Source organism: Demequina sp. NBRC 110051, from assembly GCF_002090055.1.
Classification (GTDB): Bacteria; Actinomycetota; Actinomycetes; order Actinomycetales; family Demequinaceae; genus Demequina.
Window position 1 is genome coordinate 1 of record NZ_BBRH01000024.1, and the last position, 18,727, is coordinate 18,727.

At 69.9% G+C, this 18,727-nt stretch carries 20 protein-coding genes; 14 read left to right on the top strand and 6 right to left on the bottom strand.

Annotated features, from left to right (window positions below; translation table 11 throughout):
• Positions 1-77 precede the first annotated feature (77 nt).
• Positions 78-989: an aldose epimerase gene (locus tag B7K20_RS12595; protein ID WP_159449415.1), complete on the bottom strand. Its 912-nt coding sequence runs from the start codon at positions 987-989 to the stop codon at positions 78-80.
• 71 nt (positions 990-1,060) lie between these two features.
• On the opposite strand from B7K20_RS12595, the gene B7K20_RS12600 reads away from it, so the two are divergent.
• Positions 1,061-1,963, top strand: coding sequence for a hypothetical protein (locus B7K20_RS12600; protein WP_084102882.1), 903 nt, complete (start codon positions 1,061-1,063; stop codon positions 1,961-1,963).
• 132 nt (positions 1,964-2,095) lie between these two features.
• Positions 2,096-2,407, top strand: a complete 312-nt coding sequence (locus B7K20_RS12605) for a DUF6458 family protein (RefSeq protein WP_084102883.1) — start codon at positions 2,096-2,098, stop codon at positions 2,405-2,407.
• Positions 2,408-2,429: 22 nt separating this feature from the next.
• Here B7K20_RS12605 and B7K20_RS12610 read toward each other — a convergent pair whose 3' ends face one another.
• Positions 2,430-3,758, bottom strand: a complete 1,329-nt coding sequence (locus B7K20_RS12610; protein WP_084102884.1) for an MFS transporter — start codon at positions 3,756-3,758, stop codon at positions 2,430-2,432.
• 109 nt (positions 3,759-3,867) lie between these two features.
• On the opposite strand from B7K20_RS12610, the gene B7K20_RS12615 reads away from it, so the two are divergent.
• From B7K20_RS12615 to B7K20_RS12625, 3 genes are all read left to right on the top strand, one after another.
• Positions 3,868-4,335 carry a hypothetical protein gene (locus B7K20_RS12615; protein ID WP_144018691.1) on the top strand — a complete coding sequence of 156 codons (468 nt, stop codon included), beginning with the start codon at positions 3,868-3,870 and terminating at the stop codon, positions 4,333-4,335.
• A gap of 65 nt (positions 4,336-4,400) precedes the next feature.
• The gene (locus tag B7K20_RS12620) at positions 4,401-6,407 is read left to right on the top strand and encodes a GMC oxidoreductase (RefSeq protein WP_084102886.1); all 2,007 of its coding nucleotides are present in this window, start codon (positions 4,401-4,403) and stop codon (positions 6,405-6,407) included.
• Between the two features lie 47 nt (positions 6,408-6,454).
• The gene (locus tag B7K20_RS12625) at positions 6,455-7,087 is read left to right on the top strand and encodes a DsbA family protein (protein ID WP_084102887.1); all 633 of its coding nucleotides are present in this window, start codon (positions 6,455-6,457) and stop codon (positions 7,085-7,087) included.
• Between the two features lie 129 nt (positions 7,088-7,216).
• On the opposite strand, the gene B7K20_RS12630 is transcribed toward B7K20_RS12625, so the two are convergent.
• Positions 7,217-9,103, bottom strand: a complete 1,887-nt coding sequence (locus B7K20_RS12630; protein ID WP_159449416.1) for a sodium:proton antiporter — start codon at positions 9,101-9,103, stop codon at positions 7,217-7,219.
• 85 nt (positions 9,104-9,188) lie between these two features.
• On the opposite strand from B7K20_RS12630, the gene B7K20_RS12635 reads away from it, so the two are divergent.
• Entirely contained in the window at positions 9,189-9,695 is a 507-nt protein-coding gene (locus B7K20_RS12635) for an SRPBCC domain-containing protein (protein WP_159449417.1), read from the top strand.
• Here the strand turns inward: B7K20_RS12635 and B7K20_RS12640 are convergent.
• Positions 9,674-10,057, bottom strand: a complete 384-nt coding sequence (locus B7K20_RS12640; RefSeq protein WP_159449418.1) for a YciI family protein — start codon at positions 10,055-10,057, stop codon at positions 9,674-9,676. The genes B7K20_RS12635 and B7K20_RS12640 overlap by 22 nt on opposite strands.
• Positions 10,058-10,163: 106 nt before the next feature.
• On the opposite strand from B7K20_RS12640, the gene B7K20_RS12645 reads away from it, so the two are divergent.
• The 6 genes from B7K20_RS12645 to B7K20_RS12670 all read left to right on the top strand — a co-directional run bounded on the left by B7K20_RS12645 (position 10,164) and on the right by B7K20_RS12670 (position 15,006).
• Positions 10,164-10,517: a metalloregulator ArsR/SmtB family transcription factor gene (locus tag B7K20_RS12645; protein WP_084102890.1), complete on the top strand. Its 354-nt coding sequence runs from the start codon at positions 10,164-10,166 to the stop codon at positions 10,515-10,517.
• A gap of 21 nt (positions 10,518-10,538) precedes the next feature.
• Complete coding sequence (locus B7K20_RS12650) at positions 10,539-11,516, top strand: SRPBCC family protein (protein ID WP_084102891.1); 978 nt, start codon at positions 10,539-10,541, stop codon at positions 11,514-11,516.
• Positions 11,517-11,524: 8 nt separating this feature from the next.
• A complete protein-coding gene (locus B7K20_RS12655) occupies positions 11,525-11,782 on the top strand; it encodes a DUF4287 domain-containing protein (protein WP_200809107.1) in 258 nt (85 codons plus the stop codon).
• Between the two features lie 103 nt (positions 11,783-11,885).
• Complete coding sequence (locus tag B7K20_RS12660; protein WP_084102892.1) at positions 11,886-12,314, top strand: cupin domain-containing protein; 429 nt, start codon at positions 11,886-11,888, stop codon at positions 12,312-12,314.
• A 187-nt stretch (positions 12,315-12,501) separates the two neighbouring features.
• On the top strand, positions 12,502-14,091 hold the full coding sequence (locus tag B7K20_RS12665) for an ABC-F family ATP-binding cassette domain-containing protein (protein ID WP_084102893.1): 1,590 nt from the start codon (positions 12,502-12,504) through the stop codon (positions 14,089-14,091).
• 69 nt (positions 14,092-14,160) lie between these two features.
• Positions 14,161-15,006, top strand: a complete 846-nt coding sequence (locus B7K20_RS12670; protein WP_159449419.1) for a MerR family transcriptional regulator — start codon at positions 14,161-14,163, stop codon at positions 15,004-15,006.
• Here the strand turns inward: B7K20_RS12670 and B7K20_RS12675 are convergent.
• Positions 15,003-16,415, bottom strand: a complete 1,413-nt coding sequence (locus tag B7K20_RS12675) for a cell wall metabolism sensor histidine kinase WalK (protein WP_084102895.1) — start codon at positions 16,413-16,415, stop codon at positions 15,003-15,005. The genes B7K20_RS12670 and B7K20_RS12675 overlap by 4 nt on opposite strands.
• A complete protein-coding gene (locus B7K20_RS12680; protein ID WP_084102896.1) occupies positions 16,412-17,095 on the bottom strand; it encodes a response regulator transcription factor in 684 nt (227 codons plus the stop codon). The genes B7K20_RS12675 and B7K20_RS12680 overlap by 4 nt, the downstream gene beginning before the upstream one ends.
• 198 nt (positions 17,096-17,293) lie before the next feature.
• Here B7K20_RS12680 and B7K20_RS12685 point away from each other — a divergent pair, with 198 nt between their 5' ends.
• A complete protein-coding gene (locus B7K20_RS12685; protein ID WP_084102897.1) occupies positions 17,294-17,923 on the top strand; it encodes a DUF4956 domain-containing protein in 630 nt (209 codons plus the stop codon).
• Positions 17,920-18,723 (top strand): VTC domain-containing protein, encoded by an 804-nt coding sequence (locus tag B7K20_RS12690; protein ID WP_084102898.1) that lies wholly within the window; start codon positions 17,920-17,922, stop codon positions 18,721-18,723. The genes B7K20_RS12685 and B7K20_RS12690 overlap by 4 nt, the downstream gene beginning before the upstream one ends.
• Positions 18,724-18,727: the final 4 nt, after the last annotated feature.

Sequence of the window (18,727 nt, forward strand, 5' to 3'; positions counted from 1 at the left end):
CTATCAGCTTGGGAAGCTGAAGTTCTACCATTGAACTACACCCGCATGCGGCGAGGCCGCGCCCCCATCCTAGCGGCCTACGCGAGGGCGGACGCCCGCATCCGGAAGTTCGCCGTGCGCATCTCACCCGGCTGCAGCAGGAACACGCCGGAGCCCTCAATGCCCTGGGCGTCGAGCGTGAATCCGTCGTTGGCGTTCGAGACGGGCTCGAGCGCCCAGTAGTCCCGGTGAGCGGGGATGTACAGGACCGCATGCTGCAAGGCAGCGTCCGCGAGCACCTCGAGGCGGACGGTCTGGGGCCACTCGATCACCGCGAGCCGCTCGTCGGTGCGGCCCGTGAGGCAGTCGTCGACCCCGTCGCGTCCCAGCGGCCGCGGCGTGCGGAAGTCCGCCTCGGCGCGCACCGTGCCGGCAGGCCCGGTGGGCAGAGAGTCCTCGAGCGCGAAGGCGCGGCTCGCCGCCACCTGGAGGACCGCATCGGCCGATCCCGCGACAGAGCGCAGCAGATACGGGTGGTGACCAAAGCCGGCGGGGAATGTCTCGTGCGACGTGTTCTGCACGCCGTACGTCCACACGAAGTCGTCGCCGTCGACGGCGTAGGTGAACCGTGCGGTGAACGACCACGGCCAGTTCACGCCGTAGACGTCGTGCGAGACGAACTCGAGGACGGCGCGCTCGCCGGTGTGCTCGACCACGCTCCAGGGGTAGTCCCAGCCTGCGCCGTGGATCGCCGAGCCGTCGGGCCAGTTGGCGCGCAGCTGGTACTCGCGTCCGGCGAACCTCAGCAGCGCATGGCCGATGCGGTTCGACCACGGCACCAGAGGGTACGAGGCGGTTTGCTTGGGGATGTCGGGGTCCGGCGGCGTGGGACGCATAACGTCGACCCACTCGTCCTTCACCCGCACCTGCCCGAACGCCACCGATCCGCCCAGGTGGGGCAGCAGGCCCACGCGCCACGTGTCGTTCTCGATCACCGTGCTGTCGCTCATGGGACCCATCGTGGCAGGACAGTGCCTGCGGGTGCTGGACGCGAGACGGATCGATGTCCACACTGAGACGTATGCGCCCCGCAGGAGTGGTGAGCGGCGCCGCGATCGGCGCGATCGTGGCGCTCAGTGCGTGCTCGGGCGACCCCACCGTAGGGGTGACGCCCGTGACCCCGGCGGCCACGGCATCGGCCATTCCCCCACCTACCGTGGCGACCATCGGCACCATTCACCGCCAGCGCACGCTCGAGGCGGAACGCAAGGTGGAGGTGCGCGTGACCGCGACCAGCGAGCCGCGCGGCATCGTCACCTCCGTGTCCATGACGTCGCCGTATTTCTCGTCGTCCGGCACGGTTCCCACCAACGTGCTGCTCATCGATGGCGACGAATCGCGCCTGAGGGTCCCCCTGGGCGCGCCCGTGTGTCCGGCGGGCGAGGGCCAGACGGTCGCGACGGTCGAGGTGCGCGCCAAGGATGGCCTCACGCTCGCGGCCACGCAGGTGAGGCTGAGTGACGCCGTCCTCGCCGAGATCAACGCGGAAGAGTGCGCGGCCAAGGTCGCGACCGATGCCGCTCAGCCGGCTTTCACGACGGCGGCCGATGCGTGGGTCGCCGAGGGCGTCGAGGCCTCCACCGAGGTGACGCTCACCCGCGGTTCGTCCGACGCCGCCGCCACCCTCACGGGCCTCAGCGGCAACGTCATCTTCACGCTCGAGCCCGCCGAGGGCGCCCTGCCGGTCACGCTGGCGCCTGGGCAGGAATCGGTCACGGTGCCGGTCACAGTCCGGGCGTCCCGGTGCGACGCGCACGCCTTCGCCGAGTCGAAGAAGACCTATGTGTTCCGCGCGTGGATCGATGTCGACGGCGAGGAAATCGCGGTCGAATACACGGCCACGGGCACCGCCGAGGAGCGTTTGTATGCGCTGTTCGCGGCGTGTGGCGAGGGCAATGACAGCGGCTCGATCGGCGGCCAGTGAGGGCCTCGTGAGGCGCGGCGCGGGAATAGTTCCTGGTTGGCGCGCCGTTGATGAGGTGCAGACGCCGTCAGGGGATCGACCCCAGCGCATCCGCGTTCGAGAGCAGCGTCGCCCTCACGGGAGGAGCAGAAGATGGCTATTGGTTCCGGTATTTTCCTGATCGCGGTGGGCGCGATCCTCGCGTTCGCCCTCAACGAGTCGGTCGACGCGATCGACCTCGGCCTGGTGGGCTGGATCCTCATGGCCGCCGGTGCGCTCGGCATCATTATTTCGCTCGCGATGAGCGGTCGTAAGCGCACCACGGTCACCGAGTCACACGCCGAGGCCGCGCCCCAGGCCGGCGCCGCTGGAACCGCGCAGCCCGCTGCGGGCCAGCCCGCGGCCGGTGAGCGCCACGTGACCGAGCGTCGCGAGGAGACCGGCGGCACCCCGCCGCCCGCCTAAGCCCCGGCGAGTGCCTGGCGCCTCAGGGCTGAGCGGACGAGTCCTCGATCTGCTGAGCCCTGAGGCGCAGCACCGCGTCGTCACGCGCGTTCACCCGGTTCGGGTAGGTGAACTCGAGCAGCGGCCGATGCCGGTGGTAGGTGACCTCGAGGTTCCAGTACCGCACGGCCCACGTGGCCGCCGCGACGGCCACGACGATCGACGCGATGGCTCCCACCCCCACCGACCAGCGCGGGCCCACGTGCTCGCCCACCCATCCGATGATGGGTGCGCCGATGGGGGTGGAGCCCATCAGCAGCATGGAGTACAGCGCCATCACACGCCCACGCATGAACGGCACGGTGGTGGTCTGGACGTAGGCGTTCGCGCTCGTCAACATGGTGAGCTGCGAAAACCCGACGGCGACGGACGCGAGCATGTAGAGCCCGTATGTCGGCATGGACGCCATGATGGCGCTCGAGAGGCCGAAGAGCCCGGCCGCGCCGAGGACGAGCCTGAGCCGCGGCCGCTCACGCCTCGCGGCGAGTAGGGCGCCGCCGAGGGAGCCGATCGCGAGCACCGAGCCCATGATCCCGTAGTCCTCGGGGCCCCGTCCGAACTCGATGCGCGCCATGAGGGCGCTGGTCATCTGGAAGTTGAGGCCCAGCGCGGCGACCACGGACACCACGATCATCACCATCATGATGTCGGGGCGACGGCGCACGTAGCGCAGCCCCTGACGCACCTGGCCCTTCTCGCGCGGAGCCCTCTCCACGTCCACCAGTTCTGCGCGCCGCATCACGAGCAGCGCCACGACCGTCGCGGCGAAGGTGAGGCCGTTGACCACAAAGACCCAGCCGATGCCGATCCACGCGACCGTGAGGCCTGCGACCGCGGGGCCGATGAGCCGTGCGGCGTTGAACGACGCACTGTTGAGGCCCACGGCGTTGGGAAGGCCCTCCGCGGGGACCAGAGCCGCGACGAAGGTCTGGCGCGCGGGCACGTCCACCGCGGACACGACGCCGAGCCCGAAGGCGAAGAGGTAGACGTGCCACAGCTCCGCGTGGCCCGTGAGCACGATCGCGCCGAGGGCGAGCCCCAGGCTTCCCGCCGCGACCTGGGTGGCGATGAGGATCTTGCGTTGGTCAACGCGGTCCACGAGGACGCCCGCGAACGGGCCGAGCAGGAGGAACGGGAGGAACTGCAGCGCGGTGACGGTGCCGACAGCGATGCCGGAGTCCGCGGACAGCACGGTGAGGACCAGCCAGTCCTGCGCCACCCGCTGCATCCAGGTGCCGACGTTGGACACCAGGGCGCCCGCGAACCACAGGCGGTAATTGAAGTAGCCCAGCGACGCGAACGTGCGGCTCATGCGAGCCCGGGGTAGCGGCGCATATGTCCAACTTACGCCCCGCACGGGGCCTGCGAGACCCGTGCACGACTGGTCGAGCGTTGGCGGCGGCTTTGAGACAATCGTGATCATGCGTTCTGGTCCCCTGGTGCCCGCGATCCTTCGAGCAGTGCTGGTCGTGGCCGTCGTGGTCGCCGCCGTGGCAACGATCGTGGCCGCGTGGGGTGAGGCAGGCGGAGCGCCGCTGAACACGATCCTGGGCGTGGTGCTGTTCGTGCTGGTGTTCGCCGCCGGCGGGCTCGCGATCCGGCGCAGTTCACGGGGAATCTGGTGGGGAGCCCTCGCCGTCCTGTGGGTGGTGCTGCTGCGCTCGACTGAATCCGCGGAGTACCTCGCGCTGCCCCTCATCGCGCTCGCGGCCGCGACCGAACCACTCATGCCGGTGCTGTTCGCCGCCGTGGTGGTCGTCGCGCTCGCCTCGGCCATCGCGGCCACCCCTGCGGGCGTGGCAGGTGCGGGCATCTTCGCCGCGGCCGTTGTCGTGGCCCTCCTTGCGGGCGCGGGGTATCGCCGGCTTGTTGCCGCACCCGCCGCGTAGGTCATCGCACCGGGAGAGTGGACCGCGAAACATCGGCGTCACTCGCCGGCTTTACCCTTAACCCCATGACCGGGGTTGACGACGAGGCCCTCGCCCGGTGGGTGGGGGCGGTGCTGCCCGATGTCGTCGACTCCTCACCCACGCTCGACGGCATCGTCGCGCAGTTGCGCGCCGTCATCGCTCACGATCACCCCGAATGGCGCCCCCGCGTCGGAGCGCTCATGACTCGCCTCACGCCGGACTCGATGGGCGACCACCTGGGAGACCCCGAGGTCAGGTGGTTCGCGGCGCTGGTGGGTCAGATCGGTGTGGCTCGCCCCGACGTATGGCCCTCGATCGGCTGGACGCGGTCGCTAGCGCCCGTGCCCGAGGGGTCCGACCTTCCCGACGAGGTCACGGCGTGCGTCATCGACCGGCGTGCGCTCCTGGGCCACTACGACGCGATCGTCATCGGCTCCGGTGCCGGCGGCGGCGTCGCGGCGCAGGAGCTCACCCAAGCCGGCCGCAACGTCCTGGTGATCGAGCGTGGCGGGATGCCGCCCACCGCCGAGCTCTCGAGCGACCTGTTGCGCTCTGCGCGCCCGGACGGCGGGCTCGGTGCGCTCGCGGGCCTGCCCATCCTGGGCAGTCCCCACGCGGACGGCGGCGATGCCGGCCGCGCCCGTCGCGGCGACCCCACGCGGGCGCGCTGGAGCATCGGCGCCTTCGGCCTGGGTGGCGGCACGCGCGTGTACGGCGCCCAGGCGTGGCGTTTCGCGCCCCAGGACTTCGCGCTCGCGTCGACCTACGGCGTCCCGGACGGCTCGTCCCTCGTGGACTGGCCCGTCGCCTACGAGGACCTCGAGCCCTACTACGCGCACGCCGAGTTCGAATGGGGCGTGGCGGGAGCGGAAGGGGTGGGCATCCATGAGGGCCACCGTTCCGGGCCGTACCCGTTGCCGCCCCTCCCGCGCACCCGCCCGTCGGGCCCCCTCCGCGAGGGTGCCACCGTGCTCGGGTGGAACACCCAATGCGTGCCGATGCTCGTCAACTCCGAGCCCTACCGTGGCCGGCCCGCGTGCGTACGGTGCGCGCAGTGCATCGGCTTCGCGTGCCCGGTGGGCGCTAAGGCTGGCAGCCAGAACACCTCGCTGTGGCGCGCGGCACGCACGTCACGCATGTCGATCATCCTCGACGCGCGCGTGATCGAACTGAGCACGGACACCCACGGCAGGGTGACCGGCGCGCTCGTGCGGGGCATGGACTCCGACGGTCGTTGGGAGCGGCGCATCGACGCGGACGAGTTTGTGCTCGGCGCCGGCGCGATCGAGACCGCGCGCCTGCTCCTGACGTCGCGCTCCGCCGCCGCGCCGCATGGACTGGGCAACGATCACGACCAGGTGGGGCGCCACCTGCAGGGACGCCTGGGCGTCGAGGCGGTGGGGATCTTCGAGGAGGCCATCAACGACAACCTGGGACCCGGCCCGGCCATCGCGACCCTGGACTTTCGCCACGACAACGAGGGGCTCGCGGGCGGGGCGGTCCTCGCGAACGAGCACGTGCCCACCGCGGCCTCCGCCCTCGCGGCGCTGCAGCAGGCGGAGCTGGTGCCGCTCGCCGGTCCGTCCGTGCTGCGCTCCCTGGCGCGCCTTTTGCCGCGCCTGCAGCGCATCGCCGGCTACGGCCACCCCATGCCGATGGCCGATGCGAGGGTCACCTTGAACCCGGGTGCCACCGACGCGTGGGGCGCCCCCGTGGTGCGGGTGGTGCGCCGCTCGCACGCTCAGGACGAGCGGCTCCGGGCGGCGCTGGGTGAGCGCGCCGCCGACTGGCTGTCCGCGGCCGGCGCGCACCACGTCGCCACCATGCGAGCGCCGCTCGTCGAGCCCCGCACCGCAGGGACGGCGCGCATGGGACACGACCCGGCCGCATCGGTCGTGGACCCGCGCGGTCGCGTGTGGGGGCACCCCAACGTGATCGTCGTCGACACCTCCGTGTTCCCCACCACCGGCGGCGTGGATCCGGATCTCACGACGGTCGCCAACGCGTACCGCGTCCTCGACGGGCTCGACGAGGGGCTCGACGGCTTTTAGCAGGACGGCTCCAGGAATGCTTGAACATTCATGTATGTTCCGGTGTTATGGCTTCTGACTCCCCCGTGATCATCGACGTGTGGGCGGACATCGTCTGCCCCTTCTGCTACATCGGCGAGGCGCGCCTGCGCAAGGCCGCCGACGCGGACGTGACGATCGTCCCTCGTGCCTTCCAGCTCAACCCCGAGGGCGGCGAGCGCAGGCCCGCGCTCGAGTACCTCGCCGAGAAGTTCGGTGGCACGGTCGAGCAGGTCGAGGCGAGCCAGCAGCGCATCGTCGACCTCGCACACGCCGAGGGACTGCCGTTCAGCAACGACCGCATCATCGGCGACACGATGCCAGCGCACCGCCTGGTCGCGGAGGCGGCCGCCGTCTCTCCGACGCTCGCGCTCGACGTGCGCGAGGCGATCCAGCGCGGCCACTTTGGCGGCACGCTCGACATCACCGATCACGCCGCCCTCGTGGACGTGGCAGTCGAGGCCGGGCTGGACCGCGCCAGCGGCGAGGCCGTCTTGGCGGCCGACACCCACGCCGACGCGGTGCGCGGCGAGCACGCGCAAGCATCGGCCATGGGCGCCACGGGCGTGCCCTTCACGGTGGTGGGCGAGCGCTTCGGCATCCCCGGCATGGTCGAGACCGACCAGTACGCGCAGGTCATCGCGCGGGTGCGCGAGGGCTAACCCGCCCCTCCCCAGACAGTTCGAACCGGAACGGCCCGCGACGCGCGGGCCAGCGGGGTCTCTACGGCGTCGTAGCCGGCGTGGCGCGCCTCAGCCCGGTTCACACTGTCGGGATCACGCAGCGGGGAGCTAGGCCTCGGTGATGGGCGTCGGGGCCGTGCGCGTGGCGCGCTCCGCGGCGCGCTCACGCTTGGACTGCGCGGGCGCGAAGTACAAGATGGTCGCCCCTGCTTCCGGGGTGAAGTCCTGGTCATAGGAGTACAGCCGGAACAACCCGGTGTGGTCGACCTCGCCCACCAGCATCCACTCGACGCCGCGCTCGCCCTGGCGGTCGCGCCACGCCTTCCACCCGAAGTCCTCGGTGATCTTGGTGGTGTGGATCGTCCAGCCCTGGGCCACGCGCTCGTCGAGGGCGAACCAGTCGAACTTGCCGTCGAAGGCGATGGACCCGCGCCGCTCGAAGGTGAGGCGGCGCTCCTCGTGGGCGCTCTCGGAGTGCGTGGCGATCTGGAACGTGCGGTGGTAGCCGAACTCGGGGCCCTCGGTGCGCGCGACGAGGGCGTTGTAGTAGTCGTTGTCGGACGCGCACAACAGGTAGGACAGGGGCGCGGTCTCGAGGGTGCGCTCCGCGTGCTCGGACAGGATCTCGCCAAAGTACGTCGGCACGCCCGCCATCCTCAGCGGCTGAAGGCGCTGGTAGGTGCCGTCGGCTACCACGACCGACACCTTGAGTCGTGTCAGGGTGGTCGCGAGGGACTGCGCCCACGCCGAGGCCCCCACAATGAGCAGGCCGTTCTTGGTCCCGGCAGAGAGCCCCAGGCGGCGCGAGATCCATCCCAGCGAGAAGCCGTGCGCCAGCACGGTCACGATGATCACGAGGAAGACGGTGGGAAGGAAGACCGCGCCGTCCTCGTAGCCGGCCTCCACGAGCTCCGGGCCAAACACACCAGCGGTGGCGGCGGCGACGATGCCACGCGGCGCGATCCAGCCCATCAGCACGCGATCCTGCCACCTGAGCGGCGAGCGGATGGTGACGAGGGCGACCGTGACCGGCCGGACCACGAACATCAGCACCACGATGAAGCCGATGATGCGCCAGTCGATCTTGAGCAGCTGGTCGATGTCGAGCTGCGCGGGGATGATGATGAACAGCGCGGACAGGATGACGACCGACAGGCCCTCCTTGAAGTCCAGCAACTGCTCTCGCTCGGCGAGGTTCATGTTGCCCAGCACGATGCCCATGAGCGTCACGGCGAGCAGGCCCGATTCGTCGACGACGATGTCCGCGAGCGTCGAGACCACGAGCACCGCGACCAGCAGCAGCGGCGACTTGAGGTGCGCGTTGACCCAGCCGCGCCTAAACACGATGCCGAGCAGCACGCCGACCCCTGCGCCGAGCACGACGGCGGTGATGATGGCGCCCACGAGGGTGACCACCACGGAGGCCACCCCGAGCCCGCGGGAGATGAACTCGAGGTCCCCGCCCACGCCGGCATCGGCGATCAGGAAGTACTGCAAGGTGAGCATCGCGAGCAGGACGCCGATGGGGTCGTTGATGATGCCTTCCCACTTGAGCAGGGAGGACGACTCCTTGTTGAGGTTGGCCTGTCGCAGCAACGGGATGATGACGGTGGGGCCGGTGACCACCAGCAGCGCGCCCAGGACCCACGCGACGGGCCACTCGAGGCCGCCCACGTAGTGAGCCGCGAGCGCGCCCAGGATCATCGCCACGGGTGGGCCCAACAACGTCAGCCGGCGAATGCCCTTGCTCACCCGCTCGATCTCACCAAAACGCAGGTCCATCGCACCCTCGAAGAGCACGACCGCGACGCCAAGCCCGATGAACGCCGACACCTCCGCGGAGTCAGCCGGCACCGTCACGACCCCACTGAGGGGGCCCAGGATCAGTCCCGTGGCGATGAGCACCACGATCGCGGGGATGCGCAGGCGCGCGGCGACAAGCTGGGCGGCAAGGCCCGCGGCGAGAACGACGACGAGCGTCGCGGCGATGGTCATGGGGCAGAGCCTAGGGCCGGTTGCCCGGCGGACGGCGATCGGCCGATGCCGTGCGCGCGAGCCGCGCTCGGGGCACACTGGCCGTATGGACACGGTGGTGGACATCGACCCGGCCGACGAGGGCAGGGTCATCGAGCAGGACGGCGTCGAGGTGCTGCGCTTTGAGAGGCGCCTTGAGGCTCCCGTGCGCGCCGTGTGGGACGCGGTCACGAGCCTCGAGGGCACGGGCGCCTGGGCGTTTCCTCTCGTGTTCGAGCCGCGCGAGGGAGGTGTCGTCACCTCCGACCTCGGCGACTACGGGACCATGCGCGGCGACGTGCTCGCCTGGGATGACCTCGCCGTGGTGGAGTACGCATGGGACGCGCCCGAGGGGCGCTGGCACGTGGTGATCATGCTCGACTCCGACGACGACGGCACGTCGCTCACCTTCGACCACCTGGGGCCCGATCCCCACCACCCCGACTACGCCGCGGGATGGCATTGGCACCTGGACCGGCTTGCCCAATACCTTGGGGGCCAGCAGCCCGCCGCCGTCGCGAGCGACGCGCACTTCGAGGAGCTCCAGCGTCTCTATGCGCGCGGTGAGGGGTGAGAGCCGGGGTCATCAATCAGCGGCCCCCCGAACGAATGTACGGGCCTGACCTCGATCGCGCCGTACGACGCTGCGGGATTGCGCAGCGCAATCTCGATGGCGTCGTTCATGTCCTCGGCGTCGATGAGGGCCACGCCCGCGACCCACTCGGCGGCATCGTTGACCGTGCCGTCGCTCACCCGGATATGGCCGTCGCGCACCCGCACCGTGCGCGCGCTGTCGCGCTCGTCGCACCTGATCCCCAGGTCGTATGCGCGCCGCGCGTGCGCGTAGTCGAACCAGGACTCGTGGCTGGGCGCGGCCTCGATGTCCGCCTCGGTCACCGTCGGGTCGTCGTGAATGATCAGCATGAGGAACTTCATCGTGCCTCCTTGACTCCCATGGTGGGTGAGACGCGGGGAAAAGGCGAGGGGAGCATCGGCCGCCGTCTGTTGACAGCCCCCACCGACACGCGTAACGTACAACCACATGGTTGTAAATAGCTCGGCAGAGCTGACCGACGACGAGGTGGACCGGATCTTCCGGGCCCTCGCCGATGCGACGCGCCGCGACATCGTGCGCCGCACCCTCGCGGGCGAGGCCTCCGTTTCGGAACTCGCCGGCGCCTACTCGATGTCCTTTGCCGCCGTGCAAAAGCACGTCGCCGTCCTGGAGGGAGCGGGACTCGTGACCAAGCGTCCCCGCGGCCGCGAGCGTGTGGTGCGTGGCAATCCCGACGCCATCCGTCGCGCCCAGCGATTGCTGGACGCCTACGAGCAGATCTGGGTGGCCCGCATCGGCCGCCTTGACGCCTTGCTCGACGACACCCCACCCCAGCAGTAGCCAGCGAAGAGAGGCACCGCCATGCCCATCACCGAAGTTCTGAAGGACCCCGAGGCCCTCACGATGACCGTGATCGCCGACTTTTCCGCGACGCGCGAGCGCCTGTGGGAGGCCTATACCGACCCGCGCCAGATCGAGAAGTTCTGGGGCCCTGTCGAGTGGCCAGCGACCTTTACCAGGCATGACGTTTTCCCAGGCGGTCGCTCGCATTACACGATGACCGGACCCGACGGCGAGACGTCCTCGGGATTTTGGGAGTTCCTGCACGTGGACGAGGGCCACTCGTTCGAGGTGCGTGACGGCTTCGCCGACGGCGACGGCCACGAGAACACCGACATGCCCAGCATGCGCATGACGTTCCAGTTCGAGGAGACCGCCACCGGCTCGCGGCTCGTCACCACCACGCACTTCGGCTCCGCGGATCAGCTCGAACAGCTGCTGGGCATGGGCATGGAGGAGGGCATGACCTCCGCCATGAGCCAGATCGACGAGGTGCTCGCGGACCTCGCGTCCTTCGCCGCGGGCCGCAGCGTCGAGGCGCAGATCCTGTCCGACACCCAGGTGCGCGTCTCCCGCGTCATCCGCGGCAGCGTCGAGGACGTGTGGCGCGCCCACCACGAGCCCGAGCTCCTCAAGCGCTGGCTGCTGGGCCCCGACGGGTGGACCATGACGGTCGCCAAGGTGGGGCTCGCCGTGGGTGACACCCACCGCAGCGAGTGGGTGCCCGACGAGGGCACCGAGGGCGAGGCCTTTGGGTTCGAGGGCGAGGTGCTGGAGATTCATCCACCGCTGCGCGCCGTCACGACCGAGCGGATGATCGGCATGCCGGGCGAGTCCAACATCAACGAGCTCACCCTCACCCCCATCGAGGGTGCGACCTTGCTGACGCTCGTCATTACCTACCCGAACGCCGAGGTGCGCGACATGATCCTCGCCACCGGGATGACCGACGGCATGGAGACCTCGTACGCGAGGCTCGAGTCCGAGGTGTTGGTGTGAGTGGCGAGGTGACGGCCGCCGGCAACCCCCGTGTCTCAGCGCCCGTGATCGAGCCCGGGGCCAAGCTCGCCGGGCCCATCTCGTACTTCCCGAACATCGAGAAGAAGTACGGGCACCCCATGCAGGACTGGCTCGACATCGCGGCGGACGGCCTGGCGCAGGGTCGTCCCCACATGGAGATCGTGTCCGTCCTGAAGGACGAGCACGGCATGGGCCACGGGCATGCAAACGCGGTGGTCCACTACGTGAAGCAGAAGCTGGTGTAGCCGCCACCCGCGTGCGCCCTGTGAGGAGGTTGGTGCGAGTCGACGTCCCGTTTCTCGCACCAACCTCCTCACAGCGCGCGCGGCGGGGTGCCAGACTCGGGCCATGAGTGACTACCAGCGCATCGAGATCGGCGGCATCGACCAGTGGCGCGACTTCCACGGCGGATTTGCGCCCGGCCGCACCCGCGACGGACGCCGCGTGCTTGACCACGAGTTGCCCATGCAGTTCGTCGGCGTCACGGCGAATGCCCTGGTGCCGGGCGAGGAGGCCGGGTATTGGCACGCGCACTCGTCGGACGAGGAGCTGTACCTCTTCCTCGCCGGCCAGGGCCAGATGGGCCTCGACGACGACGTGGTGGACGTGGGACCCGGCACCGCCATCCGCGTGGGCCAAGGCGTGATGCGAACCTGGCGCTGCGTGCCCGAGTCCGCAGAGCCGCTGCGGTGGCTGTGCATCCGAGGCGACGGAGGCACGCTGCCCCACAACCCCGACGACGCGCACCCCATCACCGACATCCCCATGCCGTGGTGAGCCCCACCTGCTAATGACCGGGCAACCCCGGTGGCCCGACCGCCCACATGACCATCGCATCGGCCCCGGCGTATGCTGATGGCCGTCGTATCCCCGACCAAAGGACACCCCGTTGAAGATCTAGGTTCGCCAGACGCTTGAGTTCTGGCCACGCGCATCCCTGCCACCAGACGCATTGCGAGAACCTATGCCTTCCCTGTCCTTTTCCCACGTTTCCTTTGCCTGGCCCGACGGCTCCGTCGCCTTGGATGACGTCACCGGCGCGGTCGACTCCGGCCTGTCCGCCCTCGTCGGCGCCAACGGGGTCGGCAAGTCCACGCTGCTGCGGCTCCTCGCCGGGGTTCTTGCGGCCGATGCCGGCGCGATTTCTCGCCCGCCGCGCCTCGCGTACGTCGCCCAGGACGTGGCGCTCGACCCCCAGTTGAGGGCCGATGCCGTGATGGGCCTGGCGGCGGTCCGTTCGGCTATTCGCGCGGTCGAGTCGGGCGACGTCGACCCCGCCCACTTCGACGTCATCGGTGACGACTGGGACGCCGAGGAGCGCGCCGCCGCGACGCTCGCGTCCCTGGGTCTACCCGGGGACACGCTCGACCGTGTGGTCGGCGAACTGTCGGGCGGCGAGATCACCCGGCTCGCTCTTGCGGCAGCCCTGCACGAGCGGCCCGATGTGCTGCTGCTCGACGAACCCACCAACAACCTCGACGCTGCCGCTGCGTCGTCGGTGATCGAGGCGCTGGTGGCGCGACGGGGCGCGACTCTGGTGGTCTCGCACGACCGCCGGGTGCTGTCGCGGGTGGGCGCGATCGGCGAGCTCAGGCGCGGGTCACTGCGCTGGTTTGGCGGCGGCATCTCCGTCTACGAGGAGGCCCTCGCGGTGGAGCGGGCGGCCGTGGAGCAGGAGGTGCGGTCCGCGAAGGCCGATGCCGCCCGCCAGCATCGCGAGCTGCGCACGTATGTCGAGGGCGCGGCCAGGCGATCCAAGGTGGGCGCCGCGAAGGGCGCCGACATGCCGAAGATCCTCGCGAGCGCCAAGAAGCGGCAGGCGCAGGCGACGCTCGCGCGCGTGACCGGCATTCACGAGGACCGGCTCGCCGACGCGCGCGAGCGGCTCCAGCGCGCCGAGGACGCCGCCGACCGCGATCGTGAGATTCGCGTGGAATTGCCGGGGACAGAGGTGCCGGCAAGGCGCGACGTGCTGGCGCTCGAGGCATGCGTGCTGGCGACGGGGGCGTCGGTGACGGCGCGTGTGCAGGGCCCGGAGCGGATCGAGCTCGCGGGGCCAAACGGCGCGGGCAAGACCACGCTGCTGAGGACCCTGCTGGGGGAGGTGGCGCCGCTGGGTGGTGAGGCTGCTGTCCAGGTTCCCGTGGGATACCTGCCGCAGCGGCTCGACGTGCTCGACCCCGCGCAGTCGGTGGTGGAGAACGTGCGCCGGCGTGCACCCGGCGCGGGTCCCCACGAGGTGCGCGAGGCCCTCGCCCGGTTCCTGTTCCGCGGCGCCGCAGGGGACGCCGCAGCCTCGCAGCTGTCCGGCGGCGAGCGCCTGCGAGCCGCCCTCGCCGCGGTGCTGCTCGCGCGCCCCGCGCCGCAGTTGCTGCTGCTCGACGAGCCCACCAACAACCTCGACTTCGCGTCGCGCGCGCACCTGCTCGAGGCGCTCGCGGGCTACCGGGGCGCGCTCATCGTGGTCAGCCACGACGCGGAGTTCGTCGAGTCGCTCGGGGTCCAACGGCGCTGGGAGATCTCCGCGGAGGGGATGGTGGACATCCCCCTGTGAACGGGCTCGCGCCACAATAGTTGCCGAGGGCTTGACCCTCCTCCAAGGGGAGGCTCCACCATGGCGTCCATGAGCGGTTCACTGCACGGCATCGGCGAGTTCGCCAAGCTGACGCGCCTGTCGATCAAGGCGTTGAGGCACTACGACGAACACGGTTTGCTGGCGCCCGCTCATGTCGACCCGGTCACGAGCTACCGGCGCTACGCTTCGCAGCAGATTCCCCGGGCGACCCTCATCGGCGACCTGCGGCGCATCGACGTGCCGCTTGCGGTGGTGGCGCAGATCCTCGACGCCACACCTGACGACGCCCTCGCGATCTACCAGGCCTGGTGGGTGGGTGAGGAGCGTCGGCACGGGGACCGCCGCGGCATCGGCCGCTATGTGACCGCGCGACTGCGCAGAGAGGGGCAACCCCCCATGGAGATCCAGACCCGCACTGTGCCGCGCCGCAAACTGGCGGTGATGGGCAAGGAACTGTTCCAGCCCGAGCTCGAGCAGTTCATCATGTCCTCGTTCCATGACCTGTTCTCATGGTCCGAACGTCACCCCGGCCTCCGGGAGCTCACCACGACGCCCGCATGGCCCACCTACGTGGTGTTTCACGGACCCGTCACGCCCGACCACAGCGCCTACGTCGAGGTGGTCATCGTTATCGATGGCCCTGCCGAGCCCGAGGGCGCCATCGTGCTGAAGATCGAGGAGGAGCACGAGGAGGCGTATACCGACGTCACCCGCATGGGCCTCGAGTTCCCCGACATCCTCGCGGCTTATGACGCCGTGGCGATGTGGGTGACCCAGCACGGGACGCCCCGCGACGACATGCCGTCGCGCGAGGTCTACGTCGCGGACGTGATCCAGGCGGGGATGGACGAGGTGGTCGCGTCGGTCGCGTTCCCGTACGTGCCGAACGCTTAAGACTCAGCGCCCTGGGCTACGGGGAGCGAGATCGTGATGGTCGTGCCTTCGCCCGCGGCCGATGCGACATCGAGCGATCCGCCGTGCGCGTCCACGATGGCGGCGGTGATGGCCAGTCCCAGCCCTGCGCCGCCGGTGGCGCGCTGGCGCGAGTTGTCGCCACGCACAAACCTCTCGGTGGCTCGCGCCGCAACCTCGGGCGCCATTCCGGGGCCGTCGTCGTGCACGGTGAGTCGGGCACCATCGGGCCCGGCGAGGACCGACACGGTCACGTGAGGTCCGCCGTGTACGGCCGCGTTCGCCACGACATTGAGCAAGGCTTGGCGCAGGCGGTCGCCATCGGCGGAGACGGTCGCATCGCCTCCGCCGAAGGTGAACTCCGTGGCGGGATACGCCACTGTCGCGTCCGCGACGATCTCCGTCGCAAGGGTCTGGAGTGCGACGTCGCGCATCTCGATATGCGGCTCCGCGTCATACTTCGCGAGCGTGAGCATGTCCTCAACCAGGCGGCGCATGCGGGCAGCCTCGGCCTCGGTGCGACCCCACGCGTCGTCCTGCGCGTCACTGCCTGCGAGGGCGCCCCGGCGGTGAAGCTCGGCGTAACCCAGCACCGTGGTGAGGGGCGTGCGCAGCTCATGGGACGCATCGGCCACGAACTCGCGCAGCCGCGCCTCGGACCTCTCACGTTCCTCGAGCGAGGCCGTGAGGGTTCCGATCATCGTATTGAGTGAGTGGGCTAACTCGTCGGTCTCGGTGGAGCCGGCGCCGGTCTCGAGGCGCACGTCGAGGTCACCCTGGGCCACCTGCGACGATGCCGACACCATCCTGCGCATGGGCGCGATCCCCAGCCGGTTGACCCACCAGGCCACGATCCCGAGCCCGCCGAGCATGAGAGCGATCCCCACCACCTCGATGATGACCAGCCGGGCCGTGGCCGCGTCGACGTCGTCCAGCGGCAGGGCGGTGATGTCCCAGCCGCCGCCAAAGGGGCGGACCAGGACGCGGAAGTCGCCCGAGCCGTCGGAGGACTCGGTCGTGAGGTGGGTGGTGCTCTCCGTCAGGTCGTCATAGGTCAGGACGGGGTTGGCATCCGTGGCGCCCTCGACCGTGGGCGACGAGACGGGATGCAGGACTCCGTCAGTGTCCACCCACCCGCGCCAGGCCTCAGTGCGGCGGGTGCCGTCCTCATTGTCGAGTTCGAACAGCGGCCGGATCTGCTGCTGCTCGAGGATCGCCGGCCCCGCATACGAGTCCAACCGGTCGTCCAGTTGCGACACCAGGTACGAGCGTGTCGTGAACGTCACGATGATGGCGACGCCGATGGCGACGAGACCCACCACTGCAAGGCCGACGAAGAGGCGATCGCGCAGGGATAGGGTGCGGCGGACCCGACCAAAGACAGACGTCACGGCGCCCTCAGGGTGTAGCCCGCGCCGCGGATGGTGTGGATGAGCTTGGGCTCCGCGGCGTCGACCTTGCGACGCACGTAGCCGATGTAGGTCTCGACCACCGAGGGGTCGTCGTCAGGGGAGTAGCCCCACACCGCCTCGAGCAGCTGTCCGCGCGACAGCACGCGGCCCACGTTGCGCATGAGGTGTTGCAACAGGCGGTACTCGGTCGGGGACAGTTGGATCTCCTCGCCTCCACGCGTGACGCGGTGGGAGATGTCATCCAGCACCAGGTCCGCCACGGTGTAGGTCGAGGACGCGCTGGGTGCGTGCTCCACGCGGCGCGACACCGCCTCCACGCGCGCGACCAGCTCGTCCAGGTTGAACGGCTTGTCGAGGTAGTCGTCACCGCCGATGGTGAGCCCCTCGACCTTGTCCGTCGAGGAATCGCGCGCGGTGAGGAAGATCACAGGCGTGCGGTCGCCCGATTCGCGCATACGCCGGCACATCTGGAAGCCGTCGACGTGAGGCATCATCACGTCGAGCACCACGAGATCGGGTCGGTGCTCGCGCACGGCCTTCAGTCCCTCGGCGCCGTCGGCGGCCTGAATGACGTCGTAGCCCTCGTAGCGCAGGGCGGCGACGAGCATGGTGCGGAGGTTCTCTTCGTCGTCCACTACGAGGATGCGTCGGTTTGCCATGGCGCCAGTGTGGCACTCGTGCCTGGGAGATCGCTGGGAGGCGCCTCACAGGGACCTCAGTGAAGGTCCCAGCGTGCTCCCCCACCATTCCCAGCCTGCTCTGAGGAACCGCCGGTGAAATGGAACACATCGACCGCTCACCCCGAGCCCCAGTGAACGAGCCCTAGAGAACTAGAGCCCTAGAGACCCGAGGCCCCCATGTCCGTCTTCCTCCTCATCGCCGCCGACCTCCTCGCCATCAGCGTGCTGGTGTTCGGCCTGTACTTCCCCCGTCACCGCCGCCGCGACATGATTGTCGCCTTCCTCGCGATCAACGTGGGCGTCATGGGCGTCACTTACGCGATGGCCACGGCCGATGTGTCGCTCGGCTTTGGTTTGGGCATCTTCGCCGTCCTGTCGATCATCCGGCTGCGCTCGACGGAAATGGGTCACGAGGAGATCGCGTACTACTTCACCGCGATCGCGCTCGGCCTCTTGGGCGGCTTCCCCGGCATCAACCAGGCCGTCGGGCTCAGCCTCATGGCGGTCATGCTGGTGATGATGGCGATCGGCGACTCTCCGCGCCTGCTCAGCCGCTACCGCACCCAGCACGTGATGCTCGACACCGCCGTGTCGACCGAGGACGAGGCTCGCCGTGAGCTTGAGGACCTCCTGGGCGCCACCGTGCACCGTATGCGGATCGTGAAGACCGACCTGGTGCAGCAGACCACCCTGTGCGAGGTCAGGTACGAGGCAGGCACCCGCCGCCCCGGCAACCCTGCCGCGGAGCCCACCACGGCATCGGCCGCCCGCCGTGACGAGATGCTGACGGCCGGGGCCGCGCGATGACCACGTGGGACGCTCTGCGCTGCGCCTACGCGCCCGTGGGCCTCACCGAGCTCGACGAGACCGCCTCCCTCCAGCGCCGCGTGGACCGTAAGTACCTCGTGACGCCGGCCACTTGGGCGGAGGTCCTCGGCGACCTCGCCCGGGCGCCGCGGGTCCTCGAGATCGATGGCCTGCGCAGCTTCCGCTACGAGTCGACCTACTACGACACCGCCGACCGCGAGAGCTTTCGCGCCGCCGCCCACCGCCGTCCGCGCCGGTTCAAGGTGCGTACCAGGCGCTACGTCGACACCGGCGGCGCGGCGATCGAGGTCAAGCTCCGCTCCCGCACCGGCGACACCGTCAAGCACCGGGCGTGGCTGTCCGAGCAGGACGTCACGACGCCCCGCCCCGGTGGCGCCCTGCCGCCTGCCGCATGGGACTTCGTCGCCGGCTTTCCCCACACGGCCGATGCCGTGGGCGCCTTGGTCGCCACGCTCACCACCACGTACGAGCGGACCACCCTGTTGACCGACGACGCCCGCGTCACGGTCGATGAACGCGTGGTGGGGACATCGCCCTCGGGAGCCGCCGCGGCGTTCCCGCACGTCCTGATCATCGAGACCAAGTCACCCTCGCGCGCCGGGGACGTCGATCGCGCCCTGTGGCGCCACGGTGCACGCCCTCAGAAGGTCTCCAAGTACTGCACGTCGCTCGCGGCCATCGAGACCTCGCTGCCCGCCAACCGCTGGTCGCGCACGCTGCGCGCCCACGTTCATCCCCTTGCACCTGTTCGCCCCGCGCCGGCCCTCGCCGGCGCCTGAGAAA